The 19,264-nt window shown below is 69.5% G+C and carries 7 protein-coding genes and 1 tRNA gene; 7 read left to right on the top strand and 1 reads right to left on the bottom strand.

All coding sequences use genetic code 11. The annotated features are described in order from the left end of the window. The first annotated feature begins 2 nt into the window (after positions 1–2). The 4 genes from NR792_RS03100 to NR792_RS03085 all read left to right on the top strand — a co-directional run bounded on the left by NR792_RS03100 (position 3) and on the right by NR792_RS03085 (position 2,671). Positions 3–1,076 (top strand): metallopeptidase family protein, encoded by a 1,074-nt coding sequence (locus NR792_RS03100; RefSeq protein WP_375758568.1) that lies wholly within the window; start codon positions 3–5, stop codon positions 1,074–1,076. A gap of 29 nt (positions 1,077–1,105) precedes the next feature. After that, on the top strand, positions 1,106–1,399 hold the full coding sequence (locus NR792_RS03095) for a hypothetical protein (RefSeq protein WP_375758567.1): 294 nt from the start codon (positions 1,106–1,108) through the stop codon (positions 1,397–1,399). Positions 1,400–1,560: 161 nt separating this feature from the next. Next, entirely contained in the window at positions 1,561–2,529 is a 969-nt protein-coding gene (locus NR792_RS03090) for an SAM-dependent methyltransferase (protein ID WP_375758566.1), read from the top strand. Between the two features lie 43 nt (positions 2,530–2,572). Next, positions 2,573–2,671 (top strand) — tRNA-Sec (locus tag NR792_RS03085). A 4-nt stretch (positions 2,672–2,675) separates the two neighbouring features. Here the strand turns inward: NR792_RS03085 and NR792_RS03080 are convergent. After that, positions 2,676–3,938: a winged helix-turn-helix domain-containing protein gene (locus tag NR792_RS03080; protein ID WP_375758565.1), complete on the bottom strand. Its 1,263-nt coding sequence runs from the start codon at positions 3,936–3,938 to the stop codon at positions 2,676–2,678. A gap of 253 nt (positions 3,939–4,191) precedes the next feature. On the opposite strand from NR792_RS03080, the gene NR792_RS03075 reads away from it, so the two are divergent. From NR792_RS03075 to NR792_RS03065, 3 genes are all read left to right on the top strand, one after another. Next, a complete protein-coding gene (locus tag NR792_RS03075; RefSeq protein ID WP_375758564.1) occupies positions 4,192–5,988 on the top strand; it encodes an ABC transporter ATP-binding protein/permease in 1,797 nt (598 codons plus the stop codon). Between the two features lie 40 nt (positions 5,989–6,028). Further along, positions 6,029–7,447, top strand: coding sequence for a cytochrome P450 (locus NR792_RS03070; protein ID WP_375758563.1), 1,419 nt, complete (start codon positions 6,029–6,031; stop codon positions 7,445–7,447). Positions 7,448–7,529: 82 nt separating this feature from the next. Beyond that, complete coding sequence (locus tag NR792_RS03065) at positions 7,530–19,253, top strand: amino acid adenylation domain-containing protein (protein ID WP_375758562.1); 11,724 nt, start codon at positions 7,530–7,532, stop codon at positions 19,251–19,253. Positions 19,254–19,264 lie beyond the last annotated feature (11 nt).

Raw genomic sequence — 19,264 nt, 5'->3', positions numbered from 1 at the left:
GTATGGCGAAGCGCACGGCGAAGCAAGGGGAGGCGAGGGGCGTGGACGCGCGACTGGAGGGGGTGGCGGACGCCTTCGAGGCACGGGACTTCGAGGCCGCGCTCGCCAGCGCCGACGCCCTGCTCCGGGACGTTCCGGACTCACCAGAAGCCCTGCACTACCGGGCCGCCGCGCTGGTGGAGGTGGGCCGCCTGGAGGACGCGGGCAAGGCCTACGGCGCCGCCCTGAAGGTCGCTCCGGAAGACCTGGAGATCCTCTTCGGCGCGGCGGAGTTCCTCGTCTGTCGCACGGGCGAGGACCGCGAGGCGGTGGAGGAGGGGCTGGAGTGGTGCGGCCGCGGGCGCAAGCTGGCGCAGAAGGCCGACGACGTGGAGCTCGTCTATGAGTTCCTCCTCCTGGAGGGCATGGGCCTCAACCAGTTGGGGGAGTGCGAGGCCGCGCTCAAGAGCCTGGACCAGGCGCTGACGCACATGCCGCGCTCCCCGGACGCACAGCTGGAGCGGGGCATCGCGCTCTTCGAGCTCTGCCGCTTCGCGCCCGCGCAGGAGGCCTTCGAGCGGGTGCTGAAGGACGCGCCGGACGAGGCGTGGGCGCACCACTACCTGGGGCTCATCGCGGAGCGGCGCAAGGATGCGCGCGAGGCGAAGAAGCGCTTCACGCGCGCGCAGGCACTGGCGCCGGAAGAGCTGCCGCCGCCGGTGGCCCTGGAGGAGGCGGCGTTCGACCGCGCGGTGGAGGACGCGATGCGCGCCCTGCCCTCGCAGGTGAAGCAGTACATGGACAACGTGACCCTGGCGGTGGAGGACCTGCCGTCGGACGAGGACCTGCTGGGTCAGCAGCCGCCGCTGTCGCCGTGCATCCTGGGGGTGTTCCGGGGCACGCCCGTGGGCGAGCGCAGCGTGATGGACGCGGCGGACCACTTCCCGCCCGCCATCGTCCTGTACCAGAAGAACCTGGAGCGCTTCGCGCGCACCCGCGAGGAGCTCATCGAACAGATTGGCATCACGGTGATGCACGAGGTCGGTCACCTGATGGGTCTGGATGAGGACGACCTGTGGGAGCGGGGGCTGGACTAGCGCCGTTCTCCCCTGCCCTGATGCGCGCCATGCGAGCATGGACGAGGCTGGGGCTGATGGCGGTGCTGGGCCTGACGGGCTGCACCGGAGGCGGGGCCGAAGAGCCGCGGGTGTGTCCCCAGGTGGTGGTGTTCGCGCGCTCGGACACCGGGACGTGCATGGCGTACCCGACGCCGTGCGACGTGCCGGAAGGCTTCGTCGCGTGCTGCGGCGGCCTCTTCGGGGGCTGCGTGACGGACGTGTCCGGCACGACCTGCGTGGATGATCCGACCGACACGTGCCAGCCCGGGTCGGCCGCGGACTGCCCGGGCATCTGCCAGTAGGGCCGTGGCGGCTGAGGCGTCAGGCAAGGCGCCCCCTGGGACGCAGAGCGGGCGTCCACCCCCTCCTTTCACCAGTGAAAACCGACATGCGAGCCAGGTCCGGAATCGCCGTGACCCGGACTAGGGTTCCGCCGTCGATTGGAAGTCCAAGGAGGCTTGGGATGGTCAACGTGAGGCAGGTCGCGACGCGGCTGAAGAGTGCGCTCCTGGCGGACCCGGAGCGCTTCTACACGAACGAGACAGGGGCCTGGGTGGCGGGGCTGCCCGCGCCGCAGGACATCCGGGTGGAGACAGGCCGGGAGCCCTTCTGGATCAACCTGGGCTACTGGAAGAACGTGGAGAAGGTGGACGACTCCAACGTGGAGCGCGTGGGGGAACTGTTCCGGTCCGCGCAGGCGGAGATGGCGCGCCTGCTGGCGAGGACGGCGAACCTGGGGCCCGGCGACGCGGTGATGGACTGTGGCAACGGGTACGCGGATCAGGACCTGCTGTGGGCGGAGGAGTTCAAGCCCGCGAGCATCGTGGGGGTGAACATCACGCCCAACCAGGTGCGGGTGGGCCGGGAGCGGTTGAAGCTGACGGGGCTGGAGAACGTGGTCCGGCTGGAGGTGGGCTCCGCGACGGCGCTGCCGGGGGGCGAGGGGGCGTTCGACGTGGTGTTCGCGCTGGAGTCCGCGATGCACTTCCGGACGCGGCAGGACTTCCTGCGCGAGGCGTTCCGGGTGTTGAAGCCGGGGGGCCGGCTGGTGATGGCGGACATGGCGCAGAAGACGGACCGCGAGTCGGGCGCCGGGCTGCGGCAGCGGCTGCGCTACCGCTACTGGCGGGGGCTGATTGCCTTCCCGGAGGCGAACGTCTGGTCGACGGAGCGCTACCTGGCGGAGCTGCGGCGGGCGGGGTTCCAGGACGCGAAGGTGGAGTCCATCGCGAACGACGTGTACCCGGCGGTGAACACGGCGCTGGTGGCGCTGCGCGGGATGACGCAGCTGGAGAAGAAGCCCGGGAGCACGTCGCTGCACCAGGTGCGCGCGGACGTGCACCGGGCCATGCGGATGACGCCGGAGCAGCTCCAGTGGCCCGCGCTGTTCAACTGCGACGAGTACGCCGTCGTGTCCGCGCGCAAGCCGTGACGGCGGTTGACGGACCGGCGCTAAAGCGGCGGTAATCGGCGACGGTAGGGCCTCCGGACCTGGTGGCCGGCCCGGTCTTCAAAACCGGTGAGGGGCTGCGAGAGCAGTCCCTGGCGAGTTCGATTCCCGTGCCCTACCGCCACTCCTCACGCGCCCGTGACGAGCGCGCGTCGCCACGCCTTCGGCACCGGGCCCGGGTAGTGGAGCTCCCGCGCGCCCACGAAGGACGCCAGCGACTGGAGCGCGCGGGCCACCGCCCGGGCAGGCTCCGCGGACCGTGCGGCGTGCTCCTCGACATGGAGGGCGTTGATGACCAGCCGCCCGTGCTCCCGGTCCAGCTCCGGGTCCACCCGGCCAATCAGCCGGTCCCCGTGCAGCAGGGGCATGACGAAGTAGCCGTACTGCCGCTTCTCCTTGGGCACGTAGATCTCCAACCGGAACCGGAAGTCGAAGAGCGCCTCCGTGCGGGCCCGGTCGCAGATGAGGTTGTCGAAGGGCGAGAGCAGGACGGTGCGTCCCTCCCAGTTACCCTCCTCCGCCTCAAGCCTGTCGAGCAGCGGGAGCTCCTCGGCGTGCACGTACCAGGTGCCGGGCCAGTCGCGGCTCCCGTCCCGGATCCGCACGCGGACGATGCGCCCCGCCGCTTCCAGGTCGCGCAGCGCCTCCGGCAGTCCGGGATACGTGTCCCGGACGAAGTAGCGCCGGATGTGTGCCGCCTGCGCGACCCCCAGTGCGCGCAGCGACCGCTGCGCCGCGAGCCGGACCGCGTCACGCACGGACAGCACGTCCCGCGGCGTCCAGCCCGGAAGGCAGTGCTCCGGGAGCCCCCAGAGGCGCTGCCCCGCCGCCCTTCCCGCGACCAGGACGAGCCCGTGGCCCAACAGGAGCTCCAGCATCTGGTTCACGTTGCGCCCCGTGTTCCAGCCACCGGAGCACCAGCCCGCGCGCGACCGGTCCTCGAAGGCGTCCGACGGGAGCGGCCCCTTCCGCCGCAGCTCCCCGACGATGTAGCGGCGGAAGCCCGCGTTGTCCTTCAACCAGCGCGCGGCCTGCTGCTCACGGAGCGAACTGCCTGACGTGAAGTGACGCATCCGCGCACGGTGGATGGGGAAGTCCTCCGTCAGCACCAACGAGGCGCAGTGCGCGAAGTACTCGAAGAGCTGCCGCTCCTTCCAGATGAAGGACTCCAGGTCCGCCAGGGGATACGCGCCCAGGCGGCTCCACAGCACCAGCAGGTGGCTGCGCGCCACGACCTGGGTGGGATCGAGCTGGAGGCAGCACAGGTCGCGCACCACGTCCAGGAAACGGGCCGGGCCCGCCGCGCGGTCTCCCGCGAGGTGCTGGCGGGACAGCGCGAGCCGGCGTGCCGTCGTGGGGGAGAGGGTCCGAAGGGATTGAGCGGAGCGCATGAACGCTCGCGGAAGCTACCACGCGCCCTGTCCCAGCCCAGGCAATACGACGCGTATCAGCATTCAAGCCACGCGAGACGATTCCAATCACAGATATCACAAACATGGCTCTACGTATGATTACGTAGCTTCCTGGAAGAACGATATTTACTCGACTTGCCTATCTGGCTCTGTCTTATTGCGCACGCGCCAGACGCCTTTGGGGTGACACTCGGTCATGTCTCTGGAACCTGTATCAATCACAGTCGAGAACTTGACCCGTACGTTCCAGGGCGAGGGGCGTGACAAGCGCCAGATTGTCGCCAACGACGCACTGTCGTTCGAGGTCCGCCGAGGCGAGGTCTTCGGGCTGCTCGGGCCGAATGGCGCCGGGAAGACGACGCTCGTGAGCCAGTTGCTGGGATTGCTCCAGCCCAGCTCCGGACGCATCCTGGTGGAGGGAATTGATGTCACCCGGCGTCCCCAGCTCGTCAAGGAACTGGTGGGATTCCTGCCCCAGACACGCCTGGGGTTGCGTTTCGTGGAGGTCGAGCAGGCCCTTGTCTATGTCGGGCGCCTGCGTGGACAGACGGAAGCGGATGCCCGGAAACAGGCGCGCGAGCTGTTGGAGGAGCTGGGCCTGACGGAGTGCTCCCGACAGTATGTGTATCAACTGAGTGGTGGCCAGACACGCATCGTCAACTTCGCCATGGCGTTGATGGGCTGGCCTCCCGTGCTGCTGCTCGACGAGCCCACCAATGAGCTGGATCCGCACAAGCGCCGGCTGGTGTGGGACGTCATCGCGCGGCTGAACCGCGAGCACGGGACGACCTGCATCCTGGTCACCCACAACGTGCTGGAGGCGGAGAAGGTCATCCGGCGCGTCGCGGTGATGCAGTCCGGACGCATCATCGCCCTGGGCACGCCCGGCGAGCTCAAGGCCCGTCTGGGCGCGCGGGTCCGGCTGGAGCTGCAGCTGCGGGACGGTGAGGGCCTGGCCCCGGAGAACCACCTCAAGCTGTCCGCGATGGGCGACCTGGAGCAGCCCCACCCCGGGCGCTACCGCCTCTACCTGCCGAGCCTCCAGGTCGCGCTCGCCACCGACATCGTGGTCAACCAGCTGGGGCTGGCCCGGCTCGACGACTTCCGCCTCGCGCCGCCGTCGCTCGAGGACGTCTACCTGGAGCTGAAGGACCCGGGCGTCCCGAAGCCCGCGCCCTCCCCTGCCGTCGTGGAGGCCGCGCCCGCCGCGGCGGCCGTGGAGCTGCTTCCCGCGGCACCCTCCAGCCTGCGGCCGCGTCCCGGGGAGCCCCGGCTGACCGGCTGGCGGAAGTTCCTCGTGGACATCCAGTACCTCTGGCTGGAGCAGATGGGAGAGGTGCGCAGGACCTGGCCCCTGTTCCTCGTCTTCTCCCTGTTCATGCCGCTGGCCATGATCTTCGGGCTCGCCCGGGTCGGCCGCGGGCTGAACGACCGCGAGAGCCTCCTCTACATCATCAGCGGCGCCTCCGTCTTCGCGGTGGTCATCGAGGGCGTCGTCACCATGGCCCAGCGCGTGGGCGTGATGAAGCGCGACGGCCTGCTGCTCTATTACGCCTCACTGCCCATCAGCAAAGCGGCCTTCGTCATCTCGCTGATGCTGTCGCGGCTGTCCGTCACGCTGCCGGGCATGCTCATCCCGCTGTTCGCCGGGCCCGTCCTGTACGACGTGGACCTGCACTTCAGCCCATGGGTGCTGGTGCTGATGCCGCTGACCATCCTGTCGCTCGCGTCACTGGGCGTCACGCTGGGCACGGCGCTCAAGAGCGTGGACCTCATCGTGATGGTGACGAACGCGCTGGTCTTCGTCCTTCTCATGGCGGCCCCCGTCTTCATCCCGGAGGCCGCGCTCCCCGCGCCGCTGCGGATGCTCGGCTACGCCATTCCGCCCACCTACGCGGCGGACGCCCTGCGGCACGCGCTGGGCGGGACGATTGGCCCCCGGTTCTACCTGGACCTCGCCGTCCTCTTCGTGATGGCCGCGGGCGGGCTCTGGGCCATGTCCCGCTGGCTCCGCTGGTACGTGAAGTAGCGCCCTGCCCCCTTCAGGAATCCACCGCCAGGACCCCTCCATGACGACTGCCCGTCCATCCTCCCCGCCCATCCCGGGACCGAGCGCGCTGCCGCTGCTGGGACTCCAGGGAAGCCTCATCAAGTTCTCGCTCGACCCCGTCGCGCACATGCGCGAGGCGCACGCCACCTACGGGAACGTCGTCGCCTTCGCGAAGCAGGACCCGAAGTGGGTCTACGCCTTCGGCGCGGAGAACAACCAGCGCGTCCTCACGGACAACACGACGTTCCACATCCCGTCGATGTCGCTGACGCTGCCCATCCCGCCCGGCTCCAGCCTGGACCGGCTGAACTCCGGGCTCATCACCATGAACGGGGAGCGGCACAAGAAGCAGCGCCGGCTCATCATGCCGGTGTTCCACAAGAAGCACCTGGACGTGTACTGCGAGGACATGGTCCGCGTGACGGAGGAGTACATCTCCGGGTGGAAGGTCGGACAGCAGCTGAACGTCGCCAAGGCCATGCAGCACCTGGCGCTCATCATCGTGGGCAAGACGCTCTTCGGCACCGACTCCCGCACGGAGGCCTCGCTGCTGGGCGGCGTCATCCGCAAGTGGATCGACACCCAGACGAGCCTGGGCGTGTTCGCCTTCCCCCGCGACCTGCCGGGGACGCCCTACCGCCGGCTGCTGCGCCTGTCGGAGACGCTGGAGGCGCACCTGCTCAAGAAGATTGAACAGAAGCGCGCCAACCCGGAGCCGCAGCACGACCTGCTGTGGCTGCTGATGCAGGCGCGCGACGAGGAGGGGACGGAGATGACCGACCACGAGCTGATCGGCCAGGCCAACAACCTCTTCAACGGCGGCCATGAGACGAGCGGCAACGCCCTGGGCTGGACGCTGTTCCTGCTGTCCCAGCACCCGGAGATCCTCGCCAACGTGCTGGAGGAGCTGAAGTCCGTGCTGCGCGGCGGCGCTCCGGGTGTCGAGCACCTGGGAAAGCTGCCGCTGCTCGAGGGGTGCATCAAGGAGAGCCTGCGCCTGCTGCCGCCGGGCACCTACAGCATGCGCGTGGTGAACGAGCCGGTGGAGCTGGGCGCGCACACAATTCCCAAGGGCACGCTCGTCATCCTCAGCATCTACATGACGCACATGATGCCGGAGCTGTACCCCGAGCCGCGGAAGTTCAAGCCCGAGCGCTGGCACAAGGCGCCGGCGAACCCCTACGGCTTCATGACGTTCAGCGCGGGCGCGCGCCGCTGCATCGGCGCCGAGTTCGCGATGATGGAGATGAAGATCGTCCTCGCCATCCTGCTCCAGCGCTTCAGCATGCAGCTGGACGCGGGCGCGAGGATCGACCGCCGCGTCCGGCTGACGCTGTTCCCGAAGCGCGGCATCCCGATGACGCTGGGCGAGCCCGGACGCCTCCCGGTGCGCGCGGGCGTGCGCGGCAACATCCACGAGATGGTCGACCTCTCCTGAACGAAGCGCGGTGTGGGGGAACGGCAGGCGCGGCAACGCCGCGTCCGCACCCTCATGCCTTCACGCCAAGGCCCCTTCCGCCATGAATGCTTCGCGATCCTCCTCCACCCCTGGGTTCTCCACGCTCGTCGAGCTGCTGCGCACGCGTGCGCTCCATCAGCCCGACGCCCGTGCGTTCACCTTCCTGCTGGATGGTGAGTCGGAAGAGGCCCCGCTGACGTACGCGGAGCTGGACCGCCAGGCCCGGGCCATTGGCGCGCTCCTGATCCAGGGTGGCTGGGCGGGGCGCCGGGCGCTGCTGCTGTACGCACCGGGGCCGGAGTACATCGCCGCGTTCTTCGGGTGTCTGTATGCCGGCGTCACCGCCGTGCCGGCCTACCCGCCAATGCGGCCCCGCCAGGCCCCCCGGCTCCAGGCCATCGCGGCCGATGCCCAGGCGGAGCTGGCGCTCACGACATCGCCCATCCTGGAGATGCTCCAGGGCTTCTTCACGGACATGCCGGACCTGGCGGCGCTGAAGTGGCTGGCCACGGATGGCGAGGACGTCGCCGGGTACGCGGAAGGCTGGCGGGCCCCGGAGATGGGCTCCGGGACGCTCGCGTTCCTCCAGTACACCTCCGGCTCCACGTCCACGCCCAAGGGCGTGGTGCTCACGCATGGCAACCTGCTGCACAACCTGACGCTCATCCAGCGCTGCTTCGGGCACACGCCCGAGAGCCGGGGCGTCATCTGGCTGCCGCCGTACCACGACATGGGGCTCATCGGAGGCATCCTCCAGCCCATCTTCGTCGGGTTCCCCGTCACGCTGATGTCGCCGCTGGCCTTCCTCCAGCGCCCCATGCGCTGGCTGGAGGCCGTCTCCCGCGAGCGCGCAACCACCAGCGGTGGACCGAACTTCGCATACGACCTGTGCGCGCGCCGGGCCACGGCCGAGGACCTGGAGAAGCTCGACCTCAGCGCGTGGAATGTCGCCTTCACCGGCGCGGAGCCCGTGAGGACGGAGACGCTCGACCGCTTCACGGAGGTGTTCGGGCCCCGTGGCTTCCGCCGAAGTGCCTTCTATCCCTGCTACGGCCTGGCCGAGGCGACGCTGATCGTCTCCGGCGGTGAGCACACCGCGCTTCCGGTGATGCGGAGCGCACGGGCGGATGCGCTGGAACAGAACCGGTTCATCGAAGCGCCCCCCGGTGCCGACGGCGCGCGGTCCTTCATCGGGTGCGGCCAGAGTCTTCCGGACCAGCGGATCCTCATCGTGGATCCGCGGACGGGGGTGGAGCTGACGTCCGGGCAGGTCGGCGAGATCTGGGTGTCCGGCCCGAGCGTCGCCCAGGGCTACTGGCGCCGTCCGGAGCAGACGGCGCAGACGTTCCACGCGCACCTCGCGGGCGGCACGGAGGGGCCCTTCCTGCGGACCGGGGACCTGGGCTTCCTGGAGGGCGGCGAGCTCTTCGTCACGGGCCGCCTCAAGGACCTGATCATCCTCCGGGGCCGCAACCACTACCCGCAGGACCTGGAGCTGACGGCCGAGCAGAGCCACCCCGCGCTGCGCTCCGGCTGTGGCGCGGCGTTCTCGATGGAAGCGGGCGGCGAAGAGCAGCTCGTCATCGTGTACGAGCTGGACCGCCAGCACCTGAAGACCGACCCGGAGCCCGTGGCCGCTGCCATCCGGCAGGCCGTCTCCGAACAGCATGGCGTCTACGTCTCCGAGGTCGTCCTCATCCGGACCGGCGGCATCCCGAAGACGTCGAGCGGGAAGATCCAGCGCAACGCCTGCCGGGAGGACCTCCGGTCGGGAGCGCTGGACGTCATCAGTCGCAGCGGGCCGGCCCGCCTCGAGCAGGGAGCCGGGGAGCCAGTGCTGGACCGGGAGCGACTGCTGGCGGCCGCGCCGGAGGAGCGACCGGGGCTGCTGGAGCAGGACCTGCGGGAGCGGGTGGCCCGGCTCCTTCAGGTGGCGCCCACCCAGGTTCCTTCGGGACAGCCGGTCAGCGGCCTGGGGCTCGACTCGCTCATGGCCGTGGAGCTCCAGCACGGCGTCGAGTCGTGCTTCCACGTGCCGTTGCCCATGGCGGACGTGCTGGAGGGGGCCACGCTCGGCGACCTGGCGGCGCTGGTGCTGCGCGCGCTGGAGACGCAGGCGGATGTCCCCGGTGTGGACGCGGTCGTGCCCACGGCGGAGGCCGGTTCGGACAGGGCCCCGCTTTCGCCGGGCCAGCAGGCCCTCTGGTTCCTTCAGCAGTTCGATCCCGGGAGCGTCGCGTACAACATCGCGAGCGCGGTCCGGATCCGCGGCCTCCTGGACGTGGCGGCGCTGCGCGCTTCGCTCCGGGCCCTGGTGGAGCGGCATGAGCAGCTTCGCTCCACCTTCTCGGATCAGCCGGGCGGCGCGGTGCAGGTCCTCTCGCCCTTCCACGACGGATGCTTCCTGCTGGAAGAGGCCTTCGCCCCGAGCGAGGCGTGGCTGCGGGAGCGGCTGAGCGCGGAGGCGCACCGTCCGTTCGACCTGGAGCGCGGTCCGCTCCTGCGCGTCCAGCTCTTCGAGCGCTCGGCGCAGGAGCACGTGCTGTTGCTGGTCGTCCACCACGTCGTGGCCGACCTGTGGTCGCTGACGGTGATGATCCGCGAGCTGGATCAGCTCTATCCCGCCGCGCTCGCGGGCCATCCGGCGAACCTGCCCGCGCTGCCCATGCGCTACACGGACCAGGTGCGGCGCCAGCTCGCGCGGCTGGAGCGCGGTGAAGGCGAGCGGTTGTGGGCGTACTGGCGTGAGCAGCTCGCGGGCACCCTGCCCGTCCTCGACCTCCCGACGGATCATCCGCGGCCGCCGGTGCAGACCTACCGTGGCGGCTCCGTTCCGTTCCGGGTAGGGGCCGAGGTCAGCGCGAAGCTCAAGGCGCTCGCGCGTGGCGCCGAGACGACCCTCTTCACGGCGCTGCTCGCGGCGTTCCAGGTGCTGCTGCACCGGCACAGTGGGCAGGACGACATCCTGGTCGGTTCTCCGACGCTGGGGCGGACCGAGGCGGGCACGGCCCACGTCGTGGGCTACTTCGTGAACCCCGTCGTCCTCCGGGCCGACCTGTCCGGGCGGCCGGCCTTCGAGGCGTTCCTGCGGCGGATGCGGCAGGTCGTCCTGGAGGCGCTGAAGCACCAGGACTTCCCCTTCGCCCTGCTCGTCGACCGCCTCCACCCGAAGCGGGACGCGAGCCGGTCACCGCTCTTCCAGGCCATGTTCACCCTGCAGCAGGCCCAGCTGCCGGCGGCCCTGCGAGGCCTGCCCGAGTTCGCGCTGGGCTCCGCGGGGGCCACGATGACGGTCGGTGGGCTCCCGTTCGAGGCCATCGCGCTCGAACAGCAGGTGTCGCAGTTCGACCTCACCCTGATGATGGCCGAGCACGACGCGGAGCTCGTCGGCGCGTTCCAGTACAACTCGGACCTGTTCGAGGCGGCGACGGTCGAGCGGATGAGCGGCCGGTTCATGACGCTGCTCGAGAGCATCGTCGCGGATCCCCGCCAGCCGGTCTCCACCGTGCCGGTCCTGCCGGAGGCCGAGCGTCAGCGGCTGCTGGTGGACCTCAACGCCACCGCCGCGCCCTACCCGCTGGAGCTCTCGCTCCCCGCCCTCTTCTTCGCCCAGGCCGCGCGCACTCCGGACGCCACGGCCCTCTTCACCGCTGAAACGCAGCTCTCCTTCCGTACTCTCACCGAGCGCGTCTGCCGCCTCGCCCACCACCTGCGCCACCTGGGCGTCGGCCCCGAAGTCACCGTCGGCGTCTTCCTCCAGCGCTCCGACGAGCTCGTCACCAGCCTCCTCGCCATCCTCTGCGCGGGCGGCGCCTACGTCCCCCTCGACCCTGCCTACCCCTCCGAGCGCCTGGCCCTCATGCTCGAGGACTCTCGCGCCGGGCTCGTCCTCTCCCACTCGGAGCTTCGCGACAGGTTGCCGGCGGGGGCGCACCGCGCGCTGTGCCTCGATGAGGTAGCCGATGAAGTCGCCTCGCGGCCTTCGTCTCCTCCGCCGCTGAGCCTCTTCCCGGAGAACCTCGCCTACCTCATCTACACCTCGGGCTCCACGGGACGTCCCAAGGCTGTCGCCATCAGCCACCGCAGCGCTGTCGCCATGCTCTTCTGGGCCCGCGACTGCTTCTCCGCGGAGGAGCGCTCCGGCGTGCTGGCCAGCACCTCCGTCTGCTTCGACCTCTCCGTCTTCGAGCTCTTCGTCCCCCTGTGCTTCGGTGGCAGCGTCGTCCTCGCGGACAACGCCCTTCAGTTGCCTTCGCACCCCGCCGCCTCTCACGTCACCCTCCTCAACACCGTCCCCTCCGCCCTCTCCGAGCTGCTTCGCGGCGCGGGCCTTCCCTCGTCCGTCCGCACCGTCAACCTCGCGGGCGAGCCGCTTCCTCGCGCCCTGGTGTCGCGCGCCTTCCAGGTGCCCACCCTCCAGCGCCTCTTCAACCTCTACGGCCCTTCCGAGGACACCACCTATTCCACCTGGGCCCTCCTCGACGCCGACGCCTCGGGCACGCCTCCCATTGGACGCGCCATCGCCAACTCCCAGGTGTACCTGCTGGACCGCTTCGGGCAGCCGACTCCTCTGGGCGTCCCGGGCGAAGTCTTCCTCGGCGGTGAGGGCCTCGCGCGTGGCTACCTCGGTCAGCCCTCGCTCACCGCGGAGCGCTTTGTCCCCAACCCCTTCAGCACTTCGCCGGGTGCTCGCCTCTACCGCACCGGCGACCTCGCTCGCTGGCGCGCGGATGGACAGCTGGAGTTCCTGGGTCGCAACGACAACCAGGTGAAGTTGCGCGGCTTCCGCATCGAGTTGGGGGAGATTGAGGCCGCGCTGGCCCGTCAGCCGGGCGTGCGCGAGGTGGCCGTCCTCGTCCGCGAGGATGTGCCCGGCGACAAGCGCCTCGTCGCGTACCTCGTCCTTGCTCCCGACGCTCCTTCCGTCAGTGAGCTGCGCCGCACGTTGCAGCAACTGCTTCCCGGCTACATGGTGCCTGCGCACCTGCTGCCGCTGGATGCGCTTCCGCTTACGCCCAACGGCAAGCTGGACCGGCGCGCCTTGCATGCACCGGATGCCCGGCCCTCTCTGGACACGGGGTTCATCGCGCCGCAGAGCGCGCTGGAGGTGCAGCTTGCTTCCGCGTGGCAGGCCGTCCTTCGCCTCGACAAGGTCGGCGTCCACGACAACTTCTTCGACCTCGGTGGCAACTCGCTGCTGGCCACCCAGGTGGTCTCCCGGCTGCGCGACCAGTTCGCCATCTCGGTGCCGCTGCACGTCCTCTTCCAGGCGCCGAGCATCTCGGGGCTCGCGCGTCATCTCCAGGCCCACGCGCCTGCGGCGCAATCGCTCCAGCCTTCCTTCAAGCCTCGTCCCGCGGGCCCCCTTCCCCTCTCCTTTGCCCAGGAGCGGCTCTGGTTCATCGACCAACTGCTACCGGGGAACCCGCTCTACGTCATGCCGCTGGCGGTGCGGCTGACGGGGACGCTGGATGCGGCGGCCCTCGCGCACAGCCTGCGTGCCCTGGTTCAGCGCCATGAGAGCCTGCGCACCACGTTCGGCCTGGTGGACGACAAGCCCGTGCAGCTCATCGCGTCCGTGCAGGACGTGCCCCTGCCGCTCGTCGACCTGCGCCCGCTTCCGGCCGACGAACAGTCCGCAGCTGTGGCTCAGCACACACAGACCTTCGCCGTGCAGCCGTTCGATTTGCACACGGGACCGCTGCTGCGCTCCTGCCTGCTTCGGCTCGCGGACGACTCGCACCTGTGGCTGCTGTCGCTGCATCACATCGTGGCGGATGGCTGGTCCCTGGGTGTCCTCGTCCAGGAGGTCGCCGCGCTCTACGCCTCCGCGTTGCGCGGTGAGCCGGCCTCCCTGCCCGCACTGCCCATCCAGTACGCCGACTATGCGCTCTGGCAGCGCGAGTGGCTCCAGGGCCCGGCCCGTCAACCACTGCTGGACTACTGGACCCGACAGCTCGCGGACGTGCCCTCCGTCCTCGAACTGCCCACGGACTTCCCTCGCCCCGCGATCGCTTCGAGCCGCGGCGCGCTTCAGCCGCTGCAACTTCCCGTGGAGCTCACGACGGCCCTGAAGGCGCTCAGCAGGGAGGAGGGCGTCACCCTCTTCATGACGCTGATGGCCGCCTTCCAGGTCCTCCTGCAGCGCTACTGCGCCAAGGATGACTTCGTCGTCGGCACCCCCATCGCCAACAGGACCCTCGGCCAAACCGAGTCGCTCATCGGCTGCTTCGTCAACACGCTCCCCATTCGCGCGAACCTCGCCGGGCAGCCTTCCTTCCGCGCGCTGCTGCGTCGCGTGCAGGCCACCTGCCTGGAGGCCTATGCGCACCAGGAGCTGCCCTTCGAGCACCTGGTCGACGCGCTCCATCTCTCGCGGGACCTGAGCCATACGCCGCTCGTCCAGGTCCTCTTCGTCCTCCAGAACGCGCCCATGACGGCGCCGGAACTTCCCGGCCTGCACCTGGAGCCACTTCCCACCCAGAGCACCACCGCGAAGTTCGACCTCACGCTCAATCTCGAGGAGACCTCCGGTGGACTGACGGGTTGGTTCGAGTACCGCACCGAACTGTTCACGACGGAAACGATCCAGCGACTGATGGGCCAGTTCCAGACGTTGCTCGAAGGCATCGTGGCCACGCCGAACCAGCCGCTCGCGATGCTGCCGGTGCTGTCGGAGCGCGAGCGACAGCAGGTGCTGGTGGAGTTCAACGCCAACACCTCCGCCTATCCGTCCGACTCTATCGCCTCGCTCTTCCATGCCCAGGCCGCCCGGACTCCGGACGCGCTCGCCCTGCTCACCTCCGACACCTCCCTCACCTACCGCGCACTTTCCGAGCGCGCTGGCCGCCTCGCCCACCACCTGCGTCACCTGGGTGTCGGCCCCGAGGTCACCGTCGGCGTCTTCCTGGAGCGCTCGCCCGACCTCATCGTCAGTCTCCTGGCCATCCTCTCCGCGGGTGGCGCATACCTTCCTCTCGACACCAGCTATCCCTCCGAGCGCCTTGCCTTCATGCTCGAGGATTCCCGCGCCTCCCTCGTCCTCTCTCACTCGGCGCTGGCTCCTCGGCTTCCGCCGGGCTCTCAACGCACCCTGTGCCTTGATGAGGTTGCCGTCGAGCTCGCTTCGCGGCCTTCGTTCCCGCCTCCTCTCTCCGTCTCACCCCAGGGCCTCGCCTACGTCATCTACACGTCGGGTTCCACGGGACGTCCCAAGGGCGTCAGCGTTCCGCACCAGGCCGTCATCCGCCTGGTGAAGGACTCCAACTACTTCGCCCTGCGTGCCGATGACGTCGTGTTGCACCTGGCGCCCACCGCCTTCGACGCCTCCACCTTCGAGGTGTGGGCCCCGCTTCTCAATGGCGCCCGGCTGGCCCTCTTCCCCGCCTCGCCTCCTTCCGCTGAGTCCCTGGCCCACGCCGTCTCCCACTTCAACGTCTCCACCCTCTGGCTGACCGCGGGCCTCTTCCATCAGCTCGTTGACTCCCTCGACGACTCCCTGCTGCCCTTGCTGCGGCCTCTGCGCACCTTGTTGGCGGGTGGTGACGTCCTCTCGCCCTCGCACGTGCGGGCCTGGCTCTCGCGCCTCCCCCACTGCACCCTCGTCAACGGCTACGGCCCCACCGAGAACACCACCTTCACCTGCTGCGCTCCTCTCTCGGATGCCTCGCAGGTGGGTGCCTCTGTCCCGCTGGGCCGCCCCATCTCCAACACCTCCGTCTTCGTCCTGGACCGCTTCGGCCAGCCCTCTCCCATTGGCGTCCCGGGGGAACTCTTCGCAGGCGGGGACGGCCTGGCGCGTGGCTACCTTGGCCAGCCTTCGCTCACCGCGGAGCGCTTCGTCCCCAATCCCTTCAGCGCTTCGCCCGGTTCCCGCCTCTACCGCACCGGCGACCTCGCTCGCTGGCGCACGGACGGCCAACTGGAGTTCCTCGGCCGCCGCGACAACCAGGTGAAGCTGCGCGGCTTCCGCATCGAACTGGGGGAGATTGAGGCTGCGCTGGCCCGTCAACCTGGAGTGCGCGAGGTGGCTGTCCTCGTCCGCGAGGATGTGCCCGGCGACAAGCGCCTCGTCGCGTACCTCGTCCTCGCTCCCGACGCTCCTTCCGTCAGTGAGCTGCGCCGCGCTCTTCAGCAGGCGCTTCCCGGCTACATGGTGCCCGCGCACCTGCTGCCCCTGGATGCGTTCCCGCTCACGCCTAATGGCAAGCTGGACCGGCGCGCGTTGCCTGCACCGGATGCTCGGCCTTCGCTGGACACGGGCTTCGTCGCGCCGCAGAGCGCGCTGGAGGTGCAGCTCGCCTCCGCGTGGCAGGCCGTCCTTCGCCTCGACAAGGTCGGCGTCCACGACAACTTCTTCGACCTCGGTGGCAACTCGTTGCTGGCCACCCAGGTGGTTTCCCGGCTGCGCGACCGGTTCGCCATCTCTGTTCCGCTTCACGCCTTCTTCCAGGCACCGAGCATCTCGGGGCTCGCGCGTCACCTTCAGGCCCACGCGCCTACTTCGCAGGCGCTTGAGCCCGCCTTCAAGCCTCGTCCCGATGGACCCCTTCCCCTCTCCTTTGCTCAGGAGCGGCTCTGGTTCATCGATCGGCTCATTCCGGACAGCGCCCTCTATTCGATCCCGCTGGCCGTGCGGCTGACGGGGACGCTGGATGCGGCGGCCCTCGCGCACAGCCTGCGAGCCCTGGTTCAGCGCCATGAGAGCCTTCGCACCACGTTCGGACTGGTGGACGACAAGCCCGTGCAGCTCATCGCGTCCGTGCAGGACGTGCCGCTGCCGCTCACCGACCTTCGCTCGCTTCCGGCCGACGAACAGTCCGCCGCAGTGGCCCAGCACACGCAGTCCTTCGCCGCGCAGCCCTTCGATTTGATCAAGGGACCACTGCTGCGCTCCTGTCTGCTTCGGCTCGCGGACGACTCGCACCTGTGGCTGCTGTCGCTGCATCACATCGTGGCCGATGGCTGGTCCCTGGGCGTGCTCGTTCAGGAGGTCGCCGCGCTCTACGCTTCCGCATCGCGTGGTGAGCCGGATGCGTTGCCTGCGCTGCCGATCCAGTACGCCGACTATGCGCTCTGGCAGCGCGAGTGGCTCCAGGGCCCGGCCCGTCGACCGCTGGTGGACTACTGGACCCGGCAGCTCGCGGACGTGCCCTCCGTCCTCGAACTGCCCACGGACTTCCCGCGTCCCGCGGTGCCGTCGCCCCAGGGGGCCCTGCACGCGATCCAGCTCCCGTCGGAGCTCACGGCGTCCTTGAAGGCGCTCAGCCGCGAAGAGGGGCTCACCCTCTTCATGACGCTGATGGCCGCCTTCCAGGTCCTCCTCCAGCGCTACTGCGCCAAGGATGACTTCGTCGTCGGTACTCCCATCGCCAACAGGACGCGCAGCGAGACCGAGTCGCTCATCGGCTGCTTCATCAACACGCTTCCCATTCGCGCGAACCTCTCCGGTCAGCCTTCCTTCCGCGCGCTGCTGCGGCGGGTGCAGGCCACCTGTCTGGAGGCCTACGCGCACCAGGAGCTGCCCTTCGAGCACCTCGTCGACGCGCTCCACCTGTCGCGCGACCTCCGACACACGCCGCTCGTCCAGGTGCTCTTCGTCCTCCAGAACGCTCCCATGGCGGCGCTGGCTCTCCCCGGCCTGCATCTGGAGCCGCTGCCCACCCAGAGCACCACCGCCAAGTTCGACCTCACGCTCAACCTGGAGGAGACCTCGGATGGGCTGAAGGGCTGGTTCGAATACCGCACGGGCTTGTTCGCCGCGCCCACGATCGCTCGGCTCGCCGAACAGTTCGCCACCTTGCTGGCTGGCGTCGTTGCGGCACCGGACGCGGAGGTCCACACGCTGCCGGTGCTGTCGGAGCGCGAGCGACGGCAGGTGCTGGTGGAGTTCAACGCCAACACCTCCGCCTATCCGTCCGACTCCATCGCCTCGCTCTTCCATGCCCAGGCCGCCAGGACTCCGGACGCGCTCGCGCTCCTCACCTCCGACGCCTCCCTCACCTACCGCGACCTCTCCGAGCGTGCCGGCCGCCTCGCCCACCACCTGCGTCACCTGGGTGTCGGCCCCGAGGTCACCGTTGGCGTCTTCCTGGAGCGCTCGCCCGACCTCATCGTCAGTCTCCTGGCCATCCTCTCCGCGGGCGGCGCCTACCTCCCCCTCGACACCAGCTACCCCTCCGAGCGCCTTGCCTTCATGCTCGAGGACTCCCGCGCCTCCCTCGTCCTCTCTCACTCGGCGCTCTCCTCCAGGCTGCCCACGGGCGCCCACCGGGTGCTGTGCCTCGACGAGGTGCAATCCGAGGTGGACTCGCGACCGTCCTCGCCTCCGGCCTGCGCCCTTTCACCCCAGGGCCTCGCCTACGTCATCTACACATCGGGTTCCACGGGACGTCCCAAGGGCGTCAGCGTTCCGCATCAGGCCGTCATCCGACTGGTGAAGGACTCCAACTACTTCGCCCTGCGTGCCGATGACGTCGTGCTGCACCTGGCGCCCACCGCCTTCGACGCCTCCACCTTCGAAGTGTGGGCCCCGCTTCTCAATGGCGCCCGGCTGGCCCTCTTCCCCGCCTCGCCTCCTTCCGCTGAGTCCCTGGCCCACGCCGTCTCCCACTTCAACGTCTCCACCCTCTGGCTGACCGCGGGCCTCTTCCATCAGCTCGTCGACTCCCTCGACGACTCCCTGCTGCCCCTGCTGCGGCCCCTTCGCACCTTGTTGGCGGGTGGTGACGTCCTCTCGCCTTCGCACGTGCGGGCCTGGCTCTCGCGCCTGCCCCATTGCACCCTCGTCAACGGCTACGGCCCCACCGAGAACACCACCTTCACCTGCTGCGCTCCTCTCTCGGATGCCTCGCAGGTGGGGGCCTCTGTCCCGCTGGGCCGCCCCATCTCCAACACCTCCGTCTTCGTCCTGGACCGCTTCGGCCAGCCCTCTCCCATTGGTGTGCCGGGGGAACTCTTCGCAGGCGGAGACGGACTGGCGCGTGGCTATCTCGACCAGCCTTCGCTCACCGCGGAGCGCTTCGTCCCCAATCCCTTCAGCGCTTCACCCGGTGCTCGCCTCTACCGCACGGGCGACCTCGCTCGCTGGCGCGCGGACGGACAGCTGGAGTTCCTCGGCCGCCGCGACAACCAGGTGAAGCTGCGTGGCTTCCGGATTGAGTTGGGGGAGATTGAGGCCGCGCTGGCCCGTCAACCTGGAGTGCGCGAGGTGGCTGTCCTCGTCCGCGAGGATGTGCCCGGCGACAAGCGCCTCGTCGCGTACCTCGTCCTCGCTTCTGACGCTCCTTCCGTCAATGAGCTGCGCCGCGCGTTGCAGCAACTGCTTCCTGGCTACATGGTGCCCGCGCACCTGCTGCCCCTGGATGCGTTCCCGCTCACCCCCAATGGCAAGCTGGACCGGCGCGCGTTGCCCGCGCCGGATGCTCGGCCTTCGCTGGACACGGGCTTCGTCGCGCCGCAGAGCGCGCTGGAGGTGCAGCTTGCCTCGGCGTGGCAGGCCGTCCTTCGCCTCGACAAGGTCGGCGTTCACGACAACTTCTTCGACCTCGGCGGCAACTCGCTGCTGATGGTCCAGCTTCACACGCGGCTTCGCGAAGCCTTGAAGCTCGACGTCCCGCTGGTCGAGCTCTTCCAGGCTCCCACCATCCGCTCACTCGCGAAGCACGTCACGCAGCAGTCCGAAGCGGGCTCGTTCGAGCACAGCCAGGACCGGGCCACGAATCGCAAGGCCTCGATGAAGAACCAGCGGGCACTGCGCGAGCGCAACAAGACGTCGAAGAAGTAACCCCGGCACCC

Origin of the sequence: Corallococcus exercitus, from assembly GCF_042231735.1 — a bacterium.
Classification (GTDB): domain Bacteria; phylum Myxococcota; class Myxococcia; order Myxococcales; family Myxococcaceae; genus Corallococcus; species Corallococcus exercitus_B.
The sequence above is the reverse complement of the archived record's forward strand: the minus strand, read 5'-3'. Positions and strand labels throughout refer to the sequence as shown.

Coding starts and splice junctions, on each gene's coding strand:
- NR792_RS03100 (WP_375758568.1), top strand. CDS start 3: ATGGCGAAGCGCACGGCGAAGCAAGGGGAGGCGAGGGGCGTGGACGCG.
- NR792_RS03095 (WP_375758567.1), top strand. CDS start 1,106: ATGCGAGCATGGACGAGGCTGGGGCTGATGGCGGTGCTGGGCCTGACG.
- NR792_RS03090 (WP_375758566.1), top strand. CDS start 1,561: ATGGTCAACGTGAGGCAGGTCGCGACGCGGCTGAAGAGTGCGCTCCTG.
- NR792_RS03080 (WP_375758565.1), bottom strand. CDS start 3,938: ATGCGCTCCGCTCAATCCCTTCGGACCCTCTCCCCCACGACGGCACGC.
- NR792_RS03070 (WP_375758563.1), top strand. CDS start 6,029: ATGACGACTGCCCGTCCATCCTCCCCGCCCATCCCGGGACCGAGCGCG.
- NR792_RS03065 (WP_375758562.1), top strand. CDS start 7,530: ATGAATGCTTCGCGATCCTCCTCCACCCCTGGGTTCTCCACGCTCGTC.